The organism is Lacibacter luteus, from assembly GCF_004118265.1.
GTDB lineage: Bacteria > Bacteroidota > Bacteroidia > Chitinophagales > Chitinophagaceae > Lacibacter > Lacibacter luteus.
Window position 1 is genome coordinate 254,600 of record NZ_SDHW01000004.1, and the last position, 20,119, is coordinate 274,718.

Consider the following 20,119-nt stretch of genomic DNA (forward strand, 5'->3'; position numbering starts at 1 on the left):
TTGCAATACAAATGTGCTACGCCTGTTTTACCGGAAGATTATTATAGTATGTAGGAATTGTTATTTCGGAAGAAGCTGTAAGCTATCAGCCAATCGCCTCAAACCGATTCATATCTCACAAACTTCTTCTGTCTTGCTTGCAGCTAACAGCTTAAATAAAAAGCCCCCTGAGAACAGGAGGCTGAATAGAGGATACTTGCTTAAGGAAATCCTTCTTTACTCTTTCGAGTAAGTATTTTATTAGTATACGTTTGTTTGAGGTGTAAAGCTTGCCCAACCCTGCGCCCAGTTTGTTGTACCAAATGCACCAACAAATGTTCCTGCAGTATTGAAGTAAGCACTCATACCACTGAAGTTTGCACCGGTTAAAGCAGGTGAACCAACTTTTGGTAAGAAATTAGGAGCACTAAAGTTAAACGGATCGGTTAACTGTGCTGCGTTTCTGTCTGCAAGTAATGTATTGCCTTGACCAAGAACTGCAGTTTGAAAATCAGCATTTGCAAGTAAGGTTTGGTTATTAGTAGTAAATGCAATTGCAGGAGCTCCTACCGGATAAGCATTGTAAGAAAACACGAGGTTGTTTCTGAAAATGCTTGTACCGCTTTTATAATCGTTGATCGTATTATCGCTTTCGAGAACAATAGCATTACCTTTTGAACCAAGAATGATTGAGTTACGGAATTCAAAACGGGCAGAACGGCGCCATCTGTTACCATAACGGTGACGTGAACCATTTGTACCTGTACCAGTTGTATCGTATGGTCCGATGAGTGTAAAGTTGCTGAGGATAGGACGTGTTACAGGAGTAGCAGTTGTACCCGATGCATCGTTATCGCACTCAATCTGGTTTGCATCATCATCATCAGAATATTTATCACGCAATGATACTGCATACTGGATCTGACCATTGTAACCAAAGTCAAAATCAAAATCATCATCACCGCTTGCAAAAGAAATAAGATTCTTAGCGTTTACTGTACCACCAAAGAATTCGAAACCATCATCACCACAAAAAGAAGTCTGTACATTTTCAATAATTGTACCTGCACCAACACCGTATAAAGTAAGACCATTCAATTCGCTGTTGTTTTCTGCAGTAATACCTGCAAACTCAATACGCACATAACGGAGAATACCACTGTTGTCGCCGGCATCTGTACCACCGTAAGGACGGTTACTACCACCTTCCGTAATAGGTGCAGGGGTTAACGGGCGGTTTGTAGGCGCATAACCACAGATTGAAATACCACCCCAATCAAATTCACGACGTGAACCTGCAGCTTTATCACTTGTAAATACAATCGGCGCATCAGCTTTACCATCTGCAACCAGCTTACCACCTTGTTCAATAATCAACGCTGTTTTTACAGAGGCATCTGCAAGTACTACCGAACCTGCTGCGATCTCCAGTGTTGCACCTTTACCTACATATACAAAACCAGACAATTTATATCTTCCTTTAGGCAACGAAAGACTGCGATCGATTCTACCTGTTAATGTAGAAGGAATAACAGTTGTATCTGTATTACCCGAACCGCCAACAGTTTCGTTAAAGTCAACCTTAATACAAGCGGTAAATGTTAAGGCTGTAATTGCTGCAACTAATAGCTTTTTCATACTATGTTTCTTTGTGAATTTTTAGTTTTTATTTAGTCAAATCGTAAGTAAATCCAATTGTAAATGTTGTACCCGGTGTATAGCTGTTCCACAAACGATCGGTACCACGGGTAAACTTGTTATTGGTATCAATATTTTCGTAGAAATAGAATGGCTGGTTAAAAATGTCCGATACTGTAAAACGCAACTCACCTTTATTCTTTAATACTTTGGTTGAAATCTGGAAGTCAACTAAATCTCTTGGACGTTCGTAAATATCATAGATCAACTGATCTTTACCACCAGCCAATGCAAGACGCTGACCAATTCTGTTGTAGAGTAAGGAAGCGTTTACTTTTCCTTTCTTATCGTTAAACTGTAACCCAACGTTAACGAGGTAAGGCGACTGGCCCTGTAACGGACGATCGAACGATTGAGCCTGGCCGTTTGCACCAACACCCGATAACTGAACAGCAGAAGAAAGAACTGTTACGTTTGTGAAGATGTTAAACACATCGAGTTTGGGAGCAATAAAACCTAAACCTTTACGCACCTCAACCTCAAAACCATAAGTTTGTGCTTCACCTGCATTCTGGAACTGGTAACGGCGTACGCTACCTGCAGCCAATGCTCTTAATTCAATAGGATCGGCAAAGTGTTTATAGAAAACCGCAACAGAAATACCTTCACTTGCTTTCGGATACCATTCGTAACGCAAATCCGCATTCCAGATATCGCTTCTGCGTAAAGTAGTATCACCACTTACAGCATAGTTCTGTTCGTAATCGTAGAAAGAGAACGGAGCAATTTCACGAAATTCAGGACGGGCAACGGTACGGTAACCTGCCAAACGTAACTGATGCTTATCTTTTATGCTATAGCTTAAATTAAGTGAAGGAAGAACATCCCATTTGCTGGTATTAACAATAACACGTTTTAAATCGGAACGTACTGTTGTTAAAAACTGTTGGAAATTTTCAACACGTGCTCCCCATACCAAACGAAGTTTATCGGAAAACTTATTATCGAACATTGCATAACCGTTGTTGATAATGCTTACACCAAAATATTTGTCTTCGTTTTGTGTTTCATCCGCATAAACAAACTGTCCGTTGCCGATATACTGTTGCTTAAACACCTCGTTGAAAGGGAGCGTAAGTAAGTTGCTGTTTGTATTATCATCCAAACGGTAACGGAAGTTTCTCGATTGGAAATCACGGATGCGGATAAGCGTACCACCTCCCGCTTTAAACGTTTGCTTTTCGCCGGCCATTGTAAAAGGCACAGTTAATGCACCACCACCACCGTACGAAAAATCTTTAAGGCTGCTGAAGAAACGGCCCGTTTCATCGGTAACCAATGTAAACGGATTATTCGTTCCTGTACTGCGCAAATAAGAAACCGTACGCAGATCGGGTTGCGATTTAATATTGTAAGAGAAGTTACCGTTCAACTTCAACTTAATACCTGATTTTGATAATTGCTGTTCTGCTTCAAGTTGAGAAGAAAGCAATGAACGTTGGTTGAGATAGCTGCTGCGGAAGTTAATATCCTGACCATCTAACAGGTTCTTACCATTTCTTACATAATAGTTATCGTCGTACAATTGATTGTAGAGATTTTTGAACGCCACTTTCAGTTTGCGGCTGGTAAACGCAACGTTTGCAACAGCACCAACACTTGTTGAAAAACGGTTCTGGTGATCGGTATAACTACGCTCAACAGTTCCAACAAAGTCGTTGATGTTTCTGTTTACATCATAAATATTTTGTGCGTTACGGTAAGTAAGTCCGGCAATAAACCCGAATGAGTTTCCATTATTGAACTTATAGCCTTTACCGTAAGTAAGATTATAGCTTTGAATTGGCGCAGCAGTTATTTTACGTTCGTTATATACATCCGAACGGAAAAGTTTCGATTGCTCGCCCTTAGCATCAGCACCAAGTTTTGCATATTGGTTACGGGAAAGAAAGCCGTCGGGTAAATTTCTGCGGCCACCATCAAAACCAAACCAATCGCTTGTTTCACGTTGGTTGGTTACAAAGTCTTTAAATGTTGATTGTGAGTTGTAACCAAGATTTACACCAACTGAAAGAATATCTTTTGTAGGAACATCTTTCGTTTGAATCTGCACCAACCCACCTGCAAACTCACCGGTTAAATCGGGTGTTGCCGTTTTGTTGATGATGATATTATCGATAAGTTGAGAAGGGATTACATCGAAAGAAAATGCTTTCTTATCAGGTTCAGAAGATGGCAACTGTGCACCATTGATGAGCGCCTGGTTGTAACGATCGCTCAAACCACGAACAATTACAAACTTGTTATCCTGGATAGAAGCACCGCTTACACGCTTCAATACTTCACCGGTGTTCTTATCGGGAGTACGTCGGATGAAATCGGCAGAAAGACCACTTGATAACGATGTATTGTTTCGTTGAAAACTTAATAAGCCCGATGTATTTTCTTTACGTGCTGTAGAACGGATAACAATCTCTGTACCTTCTTTTGCTGCAACATTGAGTAAAATGGTAATTACGTTTTCGTCAATGTTATTCTTTACTTCAACCTCATCAACCATTTTGGTCTGGTAACCAACAGCAGTAACAGTAAGTGTGTATTTTTTCCCCTGTTCAAGACTAACTGTAAAACGTCCTTCAATATCAGCAGCAAAAGATTTGCCCAATTCGTTAACCGAAACCGATGCACCTGCAACAGGTTCATTTTTCTGATTAAGAACACGGCCGTTTAATTTGGTTGTTTGTGCCGATGTGGAGAAGGCAAAAAGAACAAGTGTAAAAAGGGTAAGCAGTGATCCTTTAAATTTCCTAAGCATAGTATCAATTTGATGCGGCAAAGGAACTCCTGCAATGTTATGCCAACGTAAACCCCGTGTTAAGGAACTATTACCTGCATATTAAGCCAATGTTAACTGCATGTATAAAAAGCGGCCTGCATCATAGTAGATGCAGGCCGCTTCGTACCTCTGTATTTCTTCTGATAATTTAAAAACGGAACTGCAGGCGACAGGTTAGTACATTATCTTTTATATCGCTCGTATAACCGGTTAACGCTGTTTTTTCATTCTTTACCATTGCATAATACAATACCAGTTTTACATTTTCGGTGAGGTAATTAATATAGCCTATGCCCAATGTGTTGTATTGAATATTAGCAGCGGTTAGCGATTTACCGGATGCTCCAATTTGAGTTCCTTTCACTTTTGTATTCGGATCATACCATTCATACTTTACAATAAGCTGGTGTTGGGTGCTAAAAAGGTGTTGCAGAAAATAAACATTACCACCTCTGAAATTTCGTACATGAAACCCTTCAATACCGGTAAGTAATGCATTGGGAGTTTCGCTACTCGTAGATGTACCTGTTTGCACGCCACCGATATATTCGCCACGCAGTTCAGTAAAGCCTTTCCTGTTTTTAAGTTTTAGCTGCAGGTCGGCACCATAATATTTTCGGGGCGATACCGTACCGATATTAGCCACCGCAGAATCCACTAACAATTTGGTTACCCCGCCACTTTGCCCGGTTGAATATTTATACTTTGTGTTTTGCAGCAATCCGCCGTAGAGTAACGAAGCGCCTGCCGAAACAGCTAGTTTTTTTGTTACCGGGTAAGGTTTAAGTGCCACACGGCCAATAACGTCTTTGCTGTTATCAAAATCGCCTGTTGCGTTGATGCCCTGTCCGTTAAACATACCTGCATCCATTTTCAGATAACGCATTTTTGCATCTTTTTTCCGTGGTTCAAATGTAATCATCGCACCAAGGTCTCGCTCACTCTTCATGAGTGTTTGATTCATACGTGTACGTTCCGGCGATTCCCTGTCGCTGCTGCTGAGGTTTGTTTCGTAACCAAAAGGACGGGCAAACATACCGGTTGTAAAGGCAAAGGTTTGCAGTTTGTTTTCAAACACCCTTCCCCATACATCACGTATGGTAAACCCTCTTTCGTTTACATCAAACTGAAAAGCAATTTGTACCCCTGCTTTGGCTTCTTTTCCAAAATGTACATAATCTATCCGCACACGGCTGCGGCGCAGCATAAAACGATTACTTACGTTTGTGCCAAAATCAGGACCTTCAAAAGTTTTAATTCCTTTGCTCTCAGCCACCTGAAATTGCGGTTGGATGTAGCCGCTTAAACGCAAATGGTCGAATTTTTTGTAAATACCCAGCATGCCCTTACCGGCATCTTTCGTAGTATCGATCATATCCATCAGAAACTGGGCCTTTGCGGCAATGGGCAAAGTACATAACAGGAGCAGAAAAGCCCTGTACATTGGTTTAGTCATAATAATTTCCTTAAGCGCCGCAAAGGTATAAAGCCGACATTTTTACCATGTTAAGCTATCGTTACCCCTGTGTTAAGAAATCATTAACAAAGCCTACAACCCTTCTGAAAAAGCTCAAAAAACTACCTTTGCGGAAATTTTAAAAACATGTCAGGAATCAATTCTATTCTTAAAATTTTCCTCCCAAAAGACCGTGTATTTTACCAGTTGTTTGAAGAAGTAGCAACAACTGTTGTTGAAATGTCGCACTTGCTTAAAAAACTCGTTAAAGAACCTTCGTTTGAAGAGCGTGAAAAACTGATTGCACAGATTGAAGATCTTGAACACAAAAACGATGATCTTACGCATAAAATTTTTACGGAGTTAAGCCGCAACTTCATTACTCCATTTGATCGGGAAGATATTCACTACCTCGCCAATGCAATGGACGATGTTGCTGATTACATTTTTGCATCTGCAAAAAAGATCAACTTCTATCGTGTAGATCCTTTGCATGAAAGCTTTGCTAAGTTTGCCGATTTAATTGCACAAGGTTCTGAAAATATCAAGACGGCTATTTTTGAACTGAAAGACATGAAGAACATGCGCCAGATCACTGATGCATTGGTTCGTGTAAACAGCATCGAAAACCAGGCAGATGATGTTTTTGATATGAGCATTGAGCGTTTATTTGCAACCGAGTCTGATGCAAAAGAAGTGATCAAGAAAAGAGAGATTTACCAGGTAATGGAAAATGCAACAGATAAATGCGAAGATGCAGCAAACGTTATTGAAAGCATTATTGTAAAATACGCATAAGCAATTTGAAAATTCGCTAATGTATCAATTTGAAAATTTAAAGCCGTAAGAGGCCTGCGTTTTCAAATTCTCAAATTCAATCATTTTCAAATTGTCTCTATGACTCTTCTTATCGTAATTATAGCGCTGGCGCTCATTTTCGATTACATCAATGGCTTTCATGATGCTGCCAACTCTATTGCAACTGTTGTTTCAACAAAAGTGTTAACGCCTTTTCAGGCGGTATTATGGGCAGCATTCTTTAACGCCGTTGCCTATTTTATTTTTAAAGATCATGCGGTAGCAAACACCGTTAGCAAAACGGTTATCAAAGAATTTATTACCCTTCCTGTAATTCTTGCAGGTTTAATTGCGGCTATTTTCTGGAACCTGCTTACCTGGTGGTATGGTATTCCTTCTTCTTCATCGCACACATTAATTGGTGGTTTGGCAGGTTCGGCTATAACGCATGCCATTGTAACCAAAGGCTGGGGCATTGGCTGGGGTAAAGTGGTTGAATCGGAAGTGATCCTTAATACAGTGCTGTTTATTTTCCTTGCGCCGTTGATTGGTATGGTGATTTCTATTTTTATTACCATCATTACTGTAATGCGAAATGTTTGGCTGCGCTTAGGAATTATTGCAGTGGTTACTTTTTTAACGGTATTACTTTTCGACAGGTTTGAAACAAACAAAATGGATGAGAACCTGCAGAAGTTTTTAAAGATCGACAAGTACAAGAAAGAAGTAAAATCAGCACAGGCAAAGCTTAAGCAAAACCCGAACGATTCTTCGGCTATTGCAGCTTACGAAACGGCTAAAGGTAAACTTGACAAAGCATTACCAAACTACAATAAGATCAATGTACTTGTACACGATTTTGATAAGCTTGGTGCAAACGGTATTGCGAAAACAGCAACCGACTCCGGCTGGTTAAAAGATATTGAAGCAAGCCGCCTGAAAGATGATGTACGTAATGCAAATGACTTTCTTATTATGGAAGCAAAATCAACTTCTGAACCTGCGGTAAAGAAGGAGTATGATATTGCAAAAGAAAAAACCGAACTGTATAAAGATCCGCTTAAGAAATTTTTCAGCAAAGAAGTTACTGCCGACAGTGCTATTGCAATGATGAGCGCCATCTACCCCATTAAAGATGCAAACAAGGAAAAAGTAAAGGGTAAAATGGAAAAGTTCAATATCGAAAAAGCCCTGGCAAAAGATATTGACAAAGCCGATAACAGCAGCATTGTATGGGGTATCATCTTTACCTCAATTTTCTTCTCACTTGTTTATTTATATGTAGAGAAAGTGCGCACGCCTACAGCTTATAAAGTAGCCAACATGTTTAAGAAACTGCAGCTCTTTAGTTCGGCAGCGTTTAGTGTTGGTCATGGTGGTAACGATGCACAGAAAGTAATGGGTATTATCGGCGCTGCACTGATTGCAAATGGTACTATTCAAAACTTCTCCGATCTGCCGCATTGGGTACCAATTGCGTGTTACCTTGCCATTGGTATTGGTACAATGAGTGGCGGTTGGAAGATCGTTAAAACCATGGGTACTAAAATTACCAAGGTTACTCCGCTTGAAGGTGTTGCTGCAGAAACAGCGGGTGCTTTTACACTTTTCTTTACAGGACAAATGGGTATACCGGTTTCAACTACCCACACTATTACCGGTAGTATTATGGGTGTTGGTGCTACCAAACGTTTGAGTGCTGTGCGTTGGGGGGTTACCGTTAACCTCCTTTGGGCATGGGTACTCACCATTCCGGTAAGTGCGGTACTGGCAGCTATCTCGTACCTTCTTGTAAGCTTATTTTTATAAAATCAATCAACAATAAATGAAAGATCCAACCCTCAAGGTTGGATTTTTTATTTCTGACAGGTAGTTGCATCTTTGCGGCTCAATTAATGAACATATGAAAGGAATTATTCTTGCCGGCGGTTCCGGTACAAGACTACACCCCATCACCTTTGCCATCAGCAAACAGATTATGCCTATTTACGATAAGCCAATGATCTACTATCCGCTTTCGGTTTTAATGATGGCAGGTATCCGTGAAATTTTAATTATCTCCACTCCACAAGACTTACCCAATTTCAAACGATTGCTCGGCGATGGTAAGAATTTAGGCATTAGCTTTACCTACGCTGAGCAAGCTGTACCAAACGGTTTGGCACAGGCTTTTGTAATTGGCGAAGAATTTATTGGTAACGATGATGTGGCGCTGGTATTGGGCGACAATATTTTTTATGGTGCAGGGTTAGGCAAACTGCTTGCCAACAATACCCAGCCCGATGGTGGTATCATCTATGCTTATCATGTAAGTGATCCTGAACGTTATGGTGTGGTTGATTTTGACGAAAACTTTACTGCATTGAGCATTGAAGAAAAACCTGAGCATCCAAAAAGCAACTATGCAGTTCCCGGCTTATACTTTTACGATAATGCAGTAGTGAAGATTGCGAAAGAGTTGAAGCCAAGCCCACGTGGCGAATACGAAATTACCGATGTAAACAAAGAATACTTACGCCGTGGAAAGTTGAAGGTGTCTATCCTTGATCGTGGTACTGCCTGGTTAGACACAGGCACATTCGATTCGTTAATGCAGGCATCGCAGTTTGTGCAGGTAATTGAACAACGCCAGGGTATAAAAATTGCGTGCATTGAAGAAATTGCATGGCGTAAAGGTTTTATTACAACCGAGCAATTAAAAGCATTGGCGCAACCGTTGCTTAAAAGCGGTTACGGTCAGTACATCATGAATCTTATTAAAGAAAAATAAATGAAAAAGATACTTGTAACAGGTGGTTGCGGTTATATTGGCGCCCACACAATTGTAGATCTTGTTGAAAACGGTTACGATGTTGTTTGTGTAGATAACAACTCACGATCAAATCTTCGTTTGCTTGAAGGAGCGGAAAAGATTCTTGGCAAAAAAATCAAAAACTACACTGTTGATCTTTGCAATTACGACGAAACCTATGCTGTATTGCAGGAGAACCCCGATATTAGCGGTGTTATTCACTTTGCTGCCTACAAAGCTGTGGGCGAAAGTGTAGAAAAACCGTTGATGTATTTTGAAAACAACCTGGTTTCATTGATGAACCTGTTGAAATGTGTACAGGAGTTTCAGATTCCGCATTTTGTTTTTTCATCAAGCTGTACGGTGTATGGCAACCCCGACAAAGTACCGGTAACGGAAGAAACACCACCCAAACCAGCTGAAAGTCCATATGGTTACACCAAGCAAATGGGTGAGCAAATTGTAAGTGAAACCGTAAAAAGTTTTTCTACCAATGCTATTCTCTTACGTTACTTCAATCCGGTTGGCGCACACCCAAGCATTCTTATTGGCGAACTGCCTTTAGGCAAGCCGCAAAACCTTGTACCAGCTATTACACAAACAGCAATTGGCAAACTGCCGCAAATGACTGTTTTTGGTAACGATTATGATACAAGAGATGGTTCCTGTGTGCGTGACTTTATTCATGTAAGTGACTTGGCGCATGCACATACCCTTGCTATTAATTATCTCGTAGAAGGAAAGAACGGAAGCCGTTGCGAAGTATTTAACCTCGGCACAGGTAATGGTGTAACAGTGTTGGAAGCAATTAACACATTCGAAAAAGTAAGCGGACAAAAACTGAATTACAAGATCGGGCCACGTCGAGCTGGCGACGTAATAGCTACCTATGCCAACAACGATAAAGCAAGAACGAAACTGGGCTGGGAGCCTCAATACAATCTTGATGAAATGATGGATACTGCGTGGAAATGGGAGTTGAGCGTAAAGAAGGACGAAAGCCTCCACAGCAGCCAAAACAGCATCTTAAATTAAGTGCAAAAATTGCATAAAGTTGCAGCAACAAAATGGCTGACCGACATTCGTTCGTTCAGCCATTTTTGTTTGGCTCCAACTCAAAACTTTCCCTTTTCTTTGCAGCGAAATTCAGGCAGAAAGCTTGCGACAGCCTGATGGAATAAAACATAACAAACTTCTTTTTTTAAACTTCTGCAAATGGCATTACAGGATATCCAGGTAAGCGGCAATAAAGATACCCGTAGCGGTTTTGGCGATGGTATTTTAGAAGCAGCCCGTAAAAACGAAAACGTAGTAGCATTAACAGCCGACTTAGCCGGCTCTATGAAACTCCAGGCATTTATTAAAGAATTTCCTGAACGTTTTGTACAGGTAGGTATTGCCGAAGCAAATATGATTGGTATTGCTGCCGGTTTAACCATTGGCGGTAAAATCCCTTTCACCACTACTTTCGCCAACTTCAGTACGGGTCGTGTATACGATCAGATCCGTCAATCAGTTGCTTACAGCGATAAGAATGTAAAGATCTGTGCATCGCATGCCGGTTTAACATTGGGCGAAGATGGTGCTACACACCAGATTCTTGAAGATATTGGTATGATGAAAATGTTGCCTGGTATGACGGTGATCGTTCCCTGCGATTACAACCAAACCAAGCAGGCAACAATGGCTGTGGCCGAACACCACGGGCCGGTTTATCTGCGTTTCGGTCGTCCGGTATGGCCAATCTTTACCCCTGCAGAAGGTGATTTTGTAATTGGTAAAGCACAAAAGTTCAGCGATGGAACAGATGTAACCATTTTTGCATGCGGACACATGGTTTGGTATGCAATTCAAGCCGGTTTGCAATTACAGGAAAAAGGTATTTCTGTTGAAGTAATCAACATCCACACCATTAAGCCATTGGATGAAGAAGCTGTATTGGCTTCAATCAAAAAAACAAAATGTGCTGTTACAGCCGAAGAGCATAACATTATTGGAGGCTTGGGCGATAGCATTGCACAGGTTGCTGCAAAGCACTTCCCTATTCCTATTGAAATGGTGGGCACTAAAGATACTTTCGGCGAAAGCGGTAAGCCCGTTGAACTATTGAAGAAGTATGGTTTGGATGTAGCAGACATTGTTGCTGCTGCAGAAAAAGTGATGAGCAGAAAATAAAAACTACTTGCTTAGAATAATAAACCCCGAACATAGGTGTCGGGGTTTTGTTTTTTGCACCTATATAATGCAAGCGCGACGAATAATTTCTTCAACAATAACTGGTTATTTACAATCCTGCAACCACTTCCTCTGCCAACCCGAAACTCAACGTCATACCTGCGCCTCCTAAACCATTCAGCACATATACCCCCGCTTCAGGTGAAAAGAGTAGTTCTGTATCACCATTGGTGAGCTTGGAATAAATACCATTCCATGTTTGAGTAACGGTATAGTCTTTAAACGTTGCAAACTTGTGCAGATAGTTTTTAATGAGCTGGTTGATGTAGTCCTTATCAAACGGATCATGCGTTGCACCATACTCATGCGAATCACCAATGGTTAGCTCACCTGCTTCGTTTTGCGAAACCATTACATGAATACCCCAGTCAATATATTCTTCCATTTCATCACTGTACTTCGCTTTCAACAACGGTAACGATTCTGCAATTTTAAAACTGTTGTAATGAATGAGTGATAAACCGCCACATAAAGCAGGGCCAATACGCCAGTTGCCGGGCTGCGCCTGCATACGCATCATTTGCAGTTTGCACTTGGTAATCGGATAGTTTGCAAAATCTTCGGGATACAAAGTTTCAAAATCGGCGCCGCTGCAAATGAAAATAATGTCGGCTTCATAATCTTCTTCATTGCCAATGTAAACAGTATTATCTGCGATATAACTCACGCATTTGTTCCAGTAAAATTCAACATTGTACACAGATTCGAGATAGCCTGGCAGCGATGCAATGGCTTCTCTCGGATCAACAATTAATTCATCTGCACTATATAAACCGCCAAAGAGATTTGTTTCAACAACAGCTTCCGATCGTTGCATTACTTCAGCGGCAGAAAATAATTGAACAGGCCGATCTGTTTTAAATTCTTCGTACAGCTCCTGTAATACATTCCACTCAAGTTGATCATGGGCCACATGCAAACTTCCAACAGCATCACTCCAGAATGCACCTGTATCTGCAATTTCTTTCCAGATGCTTCTGCTGCGCAATGCACGCTCGTACAACTCACCAGTTGGCTGACCGACAGGCCACACCATTCCGAAATTGCGTACAGAAGCGCCTGTAGCAAAACTGCTGCGTTCAAACACTTTTACTGAGAACTCTTTTTTTGCCAATGCTCTTGTAATTGCAAGGCCAACTATGCCTGCTCCTATAACAATTGCCTTTCGGTTAGCCATAAAATGAAGTCTTGCTTAAAAAATATTTACGGTTAAAATAAGCGAGTGAAAATAATACCCCTGCAATACCAGCCATTGCACAAAAAAGTGCGGCACGTGCATAAAACGAAGGCCAGTCGGCTTCCACAATAAACAATTCTTTTGCCAGCATCACCAACATGGTACCTGCATAGCCAAACGAATCGGCGATGTACATTAAAAATCCGGCATTGCCCTGCAGTTTAAATGCAGCGATCATGCGTTCAAAAAAAATACAATTAAACGGAATGTAGGCCATGTACAAACCCAAGCCAACTAACTGCATCCATGCAGCACCATTCATTAATCCAATGATGAACAAATACGATGAAAGCCCAGCCATTACAAAGCCTGCAAAAATGAGCAGGTGTATTAAACGAAATGCCTGCATATTTTTTTTTACCAATACCAGGAGGCTTACCATAATAAGGATGATAACAGAAGTGATCGTTTCTGTTCTTGTAAAAATGCCATAATCGCCGGCGTAGCCAAGATCCGTCCATATCTGCGACATGAAATTATCACGCAAATCTCTTATCACTGTAAGAAACACATATGTGCCCGTTATAATTGCAAGCCCTGCGCCAAACATGCCGAGTATTTGTTTTCTATCTGCTGCCGTCATCTTTATCCGTTCAGTACGTTGTTCAATGTCAGCGGTATCGGGTGAAGGAATCCGTTCCAGTAAATAAATGAAGAGCAGTAAGGGTAAAATAAAAATCAACCCCGTTACAAACGGCATCCATTGCTCTGCTACATTCCATTGCAGTAATAACCATTTTGCAACACTGCGTGTAAACCCGCCTGCAAAAATGAAACTGATGGCCATAACCGATCCAATAAAATCAGTTGCTTTTCTTCCTTCCACATAACTAAACACTATGCCCCACATAAAGCCTAATGCAAATCCATTGATGAGTAAACAAAACAAACCCGGCAAAGGTGGCAACAATGCAAAAAGAAAAAGTGAAAGCCATGCAATGCCAATCAACGTTAATGCTGTTTTCCAACGGCCGATCCTTTTCAGCTCCGACATAAAACGAATGCCGAAAAATTTACTGAGCATATAGCCTGTTCCCTGGAAAATGATCAGCAATGTTTGGTAACGGATACCGAAATAAGAAAGCTCATCAAAAGTTGCAACAGTAAATGGCTTACGGTATGCATAAACAGATGCATAGGTAAGAAACGCAACCAGCGCTGCAAATACAGACACTTTCCATTGATCCCTATCTGTTTTGCTGCGTGTATTTTTTTTCAGCAACATCATGCAATGAGCAAAGGCAGTTCGTTGAGTGAATCAATGATATGATCGGGCTTATAATTTTGCAGTTGCTCTTTTGTGTACGCACCGGTAGTTACGCTTACAACAAGTCCGCAATTTGCATTGCGTCCTTCAAGTACATCCACTTCTGTATCGCCTACTTTTACAACATCAGCCGCATTAACAACACCTGCATGTTGCATCAATTGTTCAATCATAAACGGATAAGGCCTTCCATCAGTTACTTCATCACTTGCAATTACAAAATCAACAAGCTGCTCATCATTCCAACCCAGTTTTTGTAAAATAACATCGGCAATACGACGTGTAAACCCGGTATTAAGCGCCACTTTAATATTCTTTTTCTTTAACCATGCAAACAGCTCTTCTGCATCCTGCATTGGTTTAAGCTCTTCATCACGCTCGTAAAATGTAACCATGTTATCTATAAACACATCATGAATCTGATCGACAAGTACATCGTTGATCTTTTCTTTTTCGGGATGATATTTTGACAGCAATAAAACAATGGCATCTTTCTTCCGCCATCCCATTACCTTGTTTACTTCCGGCTCCGGCACTTCAATACCAAATTGCTGTAACGAGCGGATAAATGCATCTGCAACATCGCCTTTATCGTACACCGTTGTTCCGGCCATATCAAAAACCACTAAAGAATAATTAGACATATCGTATTTGTTGATGAGAAAATTTGTTAAGATGCTTTTACTTAATAATACACTGTTGCAACAGAGCGTTGCTCAAGATGCTGAACAATCATGGCGTGGTACTTATCAATTGTACCCGGCTGTTTGCTTTCGTCTTTTGCCGCTTCATCGATCTTGCGCATCTGGATCATTTCTGCAAACAGCGGATCTGTTTCAAAAACAAGTGCTTCATCATGACTCATTTTGCCACCCTGGTACACAAGTGTTTGCTTACTTGCTTCTGAAAGCTCGTTGTAGTAATTATGATCTTTTAGTGTGAGATAGCGTTTGGCACTTACATGCGCCTGCACCAATTGAATAAGGCGATCGGAAAATTTCCGGTTGCGCAGAAATGCAGCTCCGATCTTTTCATGATTCATTACACCGTAATTCTCCATTACGGTTACATTATGACCTGCTGCACAAATATGTCCCACATCGTGCAGGAATGCAGCCAGTATCATTTCAACATCGCAACCTGCCTGTTGTGCAAGTTCTGCACTCTGACAGGCATGTTGCAATTGTGTTACAGCTTCGCCGAAATATTCGTTACCGCCGTATTTATGATACAGTGCAATAATTTCATCTGCAATCTGCATTGCCCTTATCTTCTCCATGTGTCGTTATATTAATGACACAAAGTAGCCGACGAAGATGAAGCAGATGTTACTATAATGTAAATTGAATATTAAGCCATGCACTACGGCCGTATCCATTCATACCACTGCCATGTGTTCTGTAATCTGCATTCAACAGATTTTGCACACTTGCCTGTACCCGGATATTTTTCAATTGCCAGCCTGCATACAGGTTGTAGATACTAAAACCCGTTGTTCCTCCTTTAGGAATACGGTTATCATCTTTATCGCCTTGCGCCAAACGGTTTTGCTTTGATGCAAACCAACTCTCTGCTGCAAAAAACCAATGCTGCAAACTGTATGTTGTTCTCACTCTTCCATTCGTTGGAGGAATACGACGCAGTGGTTCGTTACGGGTACTGTTATGCCCGTATGCATACGCTATACCTGCCTGTATGTTTAATCCTTTTGTAAGTTCAGCATCTGCATCTATCTCCAGCCCTTTTACAAATGCCTCATCGGTGTTTTCTTTTACATACACATTGTAACCGTTTATCGTTTCATTAGGCACACGCACACGGGTAATAAGTTGTTGCAGCTGCATATAATAAGCTGCAACGGTAACATTCAGTTTTGCCGTACGCAGTTTATAACCAAGTTCGTAATTATGAGAACGTTCGGGCAACAGGTTATAAGCAGGCACTTCGTAACGGAAATCAACAATACCTAATGTGCCCATATCATCTACATTGGGTGCACGATAGCTGTTGCTGAAGGTTGCAAAGAAATGATGTTGCTTTGTTACGGCATATACCACTCCTGCATTTGCCACCAATGCCGACGGTTTAATTTGTGTTTTGCCTATGCTTGTATCGGTAATATGAATATCAAATTGATTAAACCGCAACCCTGCATTTACGGTAACTTTTTTAAGCTGGTATTGATGAAGTGTAAATACCGAATAGTTACCATAAGTTGCTGCATCGGGGTAAAGGCCACGCAACATTGTTTTGTTTTGTGTAACTGTATTTACATCGGTACGTGTACTGTTTACTTTATCAAAGTAAATATCAATGCCCGAACTGGCAGTCCAGTTTTTAGTTATCGCTGAACGGATATCAACAGTTAAGCCTGCTGTGTTTACTTCGTCTTTTTCTTTACGCAAAACAGTGCTGCCATTTTTTTGACTGTTACGGCCTTCAATCGATTGCTGATGCGAAACTGTTACATCGATCAGTTGCACAAACGGGTTTGCATTTTTAATTCTGAGTTTTGCGTAATTAAGCATCCGTTGTTGCGGATCCATTTCGTTCAGCAGAAAATTTTCCAACCTTACTTTATGGTAAACAGGTACATGGCTTTGACGCAACAGTTGTTGAGCAGCTATCAGTTCAACATTCTGTTTCAACAAAAACTTCAGCTTTACATCATAGGCCAATTCTCTATAGCCGCTTGGTGTTTGAAAGCCTGTTGTATCGCCACCTAATACATTTCCGAAATTGCGAACAGTAAATCCGGCTGCTGCTGCAAACCTGTCGCCGCTGTATTTCACTTCTGCCCGACCGGTATGCTCCATGCCTGCTGTCATTAATTTTCCTGCAACAATGCCCGAAACTTTTTTGCTGCTGTTCACATTCCTGAACTGTGGTTCTTTTGTGAGCACTTGTATTACACCACCCAGTGCATCTGTGCCGTATTGTACAGAGCCGGTTCCTTTCACTACTTCAATTTGCTGAATGGAATAGGCATCAATGGTATTGAGATATTGATTAGGGCCATAACGGAATGTTGAGTTATTCAACCGTATGCCATCAACCAATATCAATGTTTGGTTACCGGTTAACCCACGTAAAAAAGCCGAACCGCCCCCATGATTTGTTTTTTGCACAAACACCCCTGTTACACCCATCAATGCTTCCGGTGTAGTTCGGGGTTGAAAGCGATTTAACTCATTTCGTTTAATTGTATTTACCGTGTAGGGAATTGCTTTTTCTTTTTGCTCTGTTCTGCTTGCAGTAACAACTACTTCTTCAAGCGACTTTGCTGCAGTATCAGTTTGTGCATAGGTTTTACCTGCCGCAACCAACATCACAATTGCAATGAACTTCATTTTATTTCTCATACGCTCAACTAACAGTTTATTTATTTCTTTTTACGTTTCGTTTTTCTTTCTTCCTCCTCCTCTTCGTCTTCTTCATTCTCTACCATTTTTACAAATGCACTACGTCGTGGTGCAGGCATTACACTTTCTTCACCTTTTACTGCTTTCCAGATCACTTCACTGAATACTAAATCGGGAATACGATCTTCTTTACTAAAGTCGAAGCTGGCACTCAATCTTGCGCTGGCGGTGTTCTTTGTATTTTTTTCGTTAAGATCAACCAATGCCGGCACCGATTGAAACGGTGTAAGATCGGGAGTTGCAGAAAAACAACGCCACATTGGTTCTGCTGCTGCATCGTATTGGCTCATTGGCGGCAAACCAAGAATCAATTCTATCGTACGTAACATGGATGAAGTGGAATACATGGTATGATCAATAAACTTCCGTTTTACAAATCCACCTGCAACATAAGCAGTGGTGCGATGTGCATCTACATGGTCGGGACCATTCTGTGCATCATCTTCAACAATAAAGATCGCTGTCTCCTTCCAGATCGTACTCTTACTCAAATACTCCACAAACAAACCAACAGCCCAATCGTTATCGGCCACATGTGCAAATGGTGTTGGCCTGCCAATGTGCTGCCCTTCTGTATGATCGTTGATAAAACGTAAGGAGTTGAATCTTGGCACTGTGTTCGCTGCAAGCAACGAATCGAACTCACGCTTCCATTGATAAAAGCGGGTGGTATCTCTCACAGCTTCATCCCAACTGGTGAAGTAAGGACAGAAATGATTTTCGAGTACAGGAATATTTGCTTTGTAATCATCTGCAAACTCGCCATATGTGCGATAGCTGATACCAGCACGTTTACAATAATCCCAGATAAAACCACGATCAGGATTTGAAATGCCTCTGTTACCTTCTGCATCATAACTACCGCCACGACCGCCATAACTTGTAGGCCATGTTTTTTCCAGGTAATCGTTTGCGTTGGCAGCAAGGCTCCAGTTATGACCATCAGCACTCACTTCCCCATCCACATAAAAATTATCGAGCAACACAAATTCTTTTACCAGTTTGTGTTGGTTAGGTGTAACACGTTCGCCAAACAATAACAACGATGTATCGCCATTACCACCGGGCACATCTGCAAGCACCTGGTCGTATGTTCTGTTTTCTTTGATGATGTAGAATACATATTTAATGGGCGAAGGGTCACCAACTTTCATGGGGATAGGATTACCTGCTTCACCCTTTGCATGCAATTCTTTTTCTTTTGTATACGGCGTATTATCATACACCATTTTAGAGTAAGCAGCAAGTTTCGCATCGTTGGGTAGATCAATAATGCTCATCTCCCCTTTAAATAAACCGGCAATGTATTCAACACGACTTTGCTTGTTTTTATAATCTCCTTGCTGGTATGTAACCTCCTGGTCTTTCTTTGTTGGGTCTGGGCCTTTTGCATTTGGTTTTGATGTAAAACCTTTACCGTTGCTCACAAATATTTTTTTACCAATTACTTTCACATTGGTAGGATACCAACCTACAGGAATAAATCCTTTCGATTTGCTAAAGCCCGGTTTGGTTACATCAAACACTGCCAAACAATTATTATCGGCGTTGGCAACGTATAATGTTTGCTCATCTTCGCTCAATGCTAATCCATTACTGGCAGAGCCTGTTGGTGCATTTGGATACAATGCTGCGTTGAGCACTTCAATTTCTTTACGTTTAACTACATCGATCACAGAAACAGAGTTATCTCCTGCATTGGCGACATAAAGTTGTTTGCCGTTTTTCGACAATAACAATTCGTTCGGATTTTCTCCAACAGGAATTTCGGCTGTGATCTTCATCAACGCAATGTCATACAGCACTACTTTTTTTGCGCCCCATACGGAGATGTACAATTCTTTTTTATTTGCTGACAGCAAACATGTATACGCTGCATCATCCAGTTTCAATTGCTGCAGAATGGTTTTATCTGCAAGATTGATAACATACAATGAATTGTTTTCTTTTGTTACCACATACATCCGCTTTGCTGCATCGTTGATTTCAATACCTGCAGGTGAAATTTTCTCCGGCCATTTATTGCCTAGTTTAATTGAATCTTTCAGTTGCAGCTTATTATTGCTGATGGCATATTGCAAGATCCAGTTATCGTTACCACCGCTTGCATACAGCATTTTTTCATCGGCCGAAAACTTTAAACCATACCATGATTTTGGAACAATGACACGATCAAGTTCTTTTTCTGTTACCGGATTTATCAGTTGAAGGCTTTGCACACTTTGTCCGTTATTAGTAACGGCCATTAACTTCTTACTCTTACTTACAGCAATATTCAACGGAAGATCGCCTAAAGGCAAATGTCTTCCTGCAGGCGATAAGTACCAGCCGTTCGGCAGTTGTACTTTTTGCTGAGCAGTTATAGAAAAAGAAAGTGTAAGCAGGCAAAAGAAAAGCAACCAACGTTTCATAATAAAGAGTTTATAATAATTACAGGAGCGAAAGTTAACTATACCGTTT

The 20,119-nt window shown here is 40.9% G+C and carries 14 protein-coding genes; 5 read left to right on the plus strand and 9 right to left on the minus strand.

Annotated features, from left to right (window positions below):
• Positions 1 to 240 precede the first annotated feature (240 nt).
• From ESA94_RS14505 to ESA94_RS14515, 3 genes are all read right to left on the minus strand, one after another.
• Positions 241 to 1,617: a hypothetical protein gene (locus ESA94_RS14505; protein WP_129131647.1), complete on the minus strand. Its 1,377-nt coding sequence runs from the start codon at positions 1,615 to 1,617 to the stop codon at positions 241 to 243.
• 28 nt (positions 1,618 to 1,645) lie between these two features.
• Positions 1,646 to 4,432, minus strand: coding sequence for an outer membrane beta-barrel protein (locus ESA94_RS14510; RefSeq protein WP_129131648.1), 2,787 nt, complete (start codon positions 4,430 to 4,432; stop codon positions 1,646 to 1,648).
• A gap of 169 nt (positions 4,433 to 4,601) precedes the next feature.
• Positions 4,602 to 5,909 carry a porin gene (locus ESA94_RS14515; protein WP_129131649.1) on the minus strand — a complete coding sequence of 436 codons (1,308 nt, stop codon included), beginning with the start codon at positions 5,907 to 5,909 and terminating at the stop codon, positions 4,602 to 4,604.
• Positions 5,910 to 6,056: 147 nt separating this feature from the next.
• Between ESA94_RS14515 and ESA94_RS14520 the strand changes: the two genes are divergently transcribed.
• The 5 genes from ESA94_RS14520 (at position 6,057) to ESA94_RS14540 (ending at position 11,673) form a co-directional block, all read left to right on the plus strand.
• The gene (locus tag ESA94_RS14520) at positions 6,057 to 6,707 is read left to right on the plus strand and encodes a DUF47 domain-containing protein (RefSeq protein WP_129131650.1); all 651 of its coding nucleotides are present in this window, start codon (positions 6,057 to 6,059) and stop codon (positions 6,705 to 6,707) included.
• Between the two features lie 99 nt (positions 6,708 to 6,806).
• Positions 6,807 to 8,516, plus strand: a complete 1,710-nt coding sequence (locus ESA94_RS14525) for an inorganic phosphate transporter (protein WP_129131651.1) — start codon at positions 6,807 to 6,809, stop codon at positions 8,514 to 8,516.
• 94 nt (positions 8,517 to 8,610) lie between these two features.
• A complete protein-coding gene (gene rfbA / locus ESA94_RS14530; protein ID WP_129131652.1) occupies positions 8,611 to 9,477 on the plus strand; it encodes a glucose-1-phosphate thymidylyltransferase RfbA in 867 nt (288 codons plus the stop codon).
• Positions 9,478 to 10,533 (plus strand): UDP-glucose 4-epimerase GalE, encoded by a 1,056-nt coding sequence (gene galE, locus ESA94_RS14535; protein ID WP_129131653.1) that lies wholly within the window; start codon positions 9,478 to 9,480, stop codon positions 10,531 to 10,533. It begins immediately after the preceding gene.
• Between the two features lie 180 nt (positions 10,534 to 10,713).
• Entirely contained in the window at positions 10,714 to 11,673 is a 960-nt protein-coding gene (locus ESA94_RS14540; RefSeq protein WP_129131654.1) for a transketolase family protein, read from the plus strand.
• A gap of 109 nt (positions 11,674 to 11,782) precedes the next feature.
• On the opposite strand, the gene ESA94_RS14545 is transcribed toward ESA94_RS14540, so the two are convergent.
• Genes ESA94_RS14545 through ESA94_RS14570 form a run of 6 tightly spaced genes read right to left on the minus strand, consistent with a single transcriptional unit; the run spans position 11,783 to position 20,070 of the window.
• A complete protein-coding gene (locus ESA94_RS14545; RefSeq protein WP_129131655.1) occupies positions 11,783 to 12,910 on the minus strand; it encodes a TIGR03364 family FAD-dependent oxidoreductase in 1,128 nt (375 codons plus the stop codon).
• Positions 12,903 to 14,198: a DUF5690 family protein gene (locus tag ESA94_RS14550; RefSeq protein WP_240671064.1), complete on the minus strand. Its 1,296-nt coding sequence runs from the start codon at positions 14,196 to 14,198 to the stop codon at positions 12,903 to 12,905. The genes ESA94_RS14545 and ESA94_RS14550 overlap by 8 nt, the downstream gene beginning before the upstream one ends.
• Positions 14,195 to 14,881, minus strand: coding sequence for an HAD-IA family hydrolase (locus ESA94_RS14555; RefSeq protein WP_129131656.1), 687 nt, complete (start codon positions 14,879 to 14,881; stop codon positions 14,195 to 14,197). The genes ESA94_RS14550 and ESA94_RS14555 overlap by 4 nt, the downstream gene beginning before the upstream one ends.
• 41 nt (positions 14,882 to 14,922) lie before the next feature.
• A complete protein-coding gene (locus tag ESA94_RS14560) occupies positions 14,923 to 15,516 on the minus strand; it encodes an HD domain-containing protein (RefSeq protein WP_129131657.1) in 594 nt (197 codons plus the stop codon).
• A 52-nt stretch (positions 15,517 to 15,568) separates the two neighbouring features.
• The gene (locus ESA94_RS14565; protein WP_129131658.1) at positions 15,569 to 17,599 is read right to left on the minus strand and encodes a TonB-dependent receptor plug domain-containing protein; all 2,031 of its coding nucleotides are present in this window, start codon (positions 17,597 to 17,599) and stop codon (positions 15,569 to 15,571) included.
• Between the two features lie 20 nt (positions 17,600 to 17,619).
• Positions 17,620 to 20,070: a bifunctional YncE family protein/alkaline phosphatase family protein gene (locus ESA94_RS14570; protein WP_129131659.1), complete on the minus strand. Its 2,451-nt coding sequence runs from the start codon at positions 20,068 to 20,070 to the stop codon at positions 17,620 to 17,622.
• Between the last annotated feature and the right edge of the window lie 49 nt (positions 20,071 to 20,119).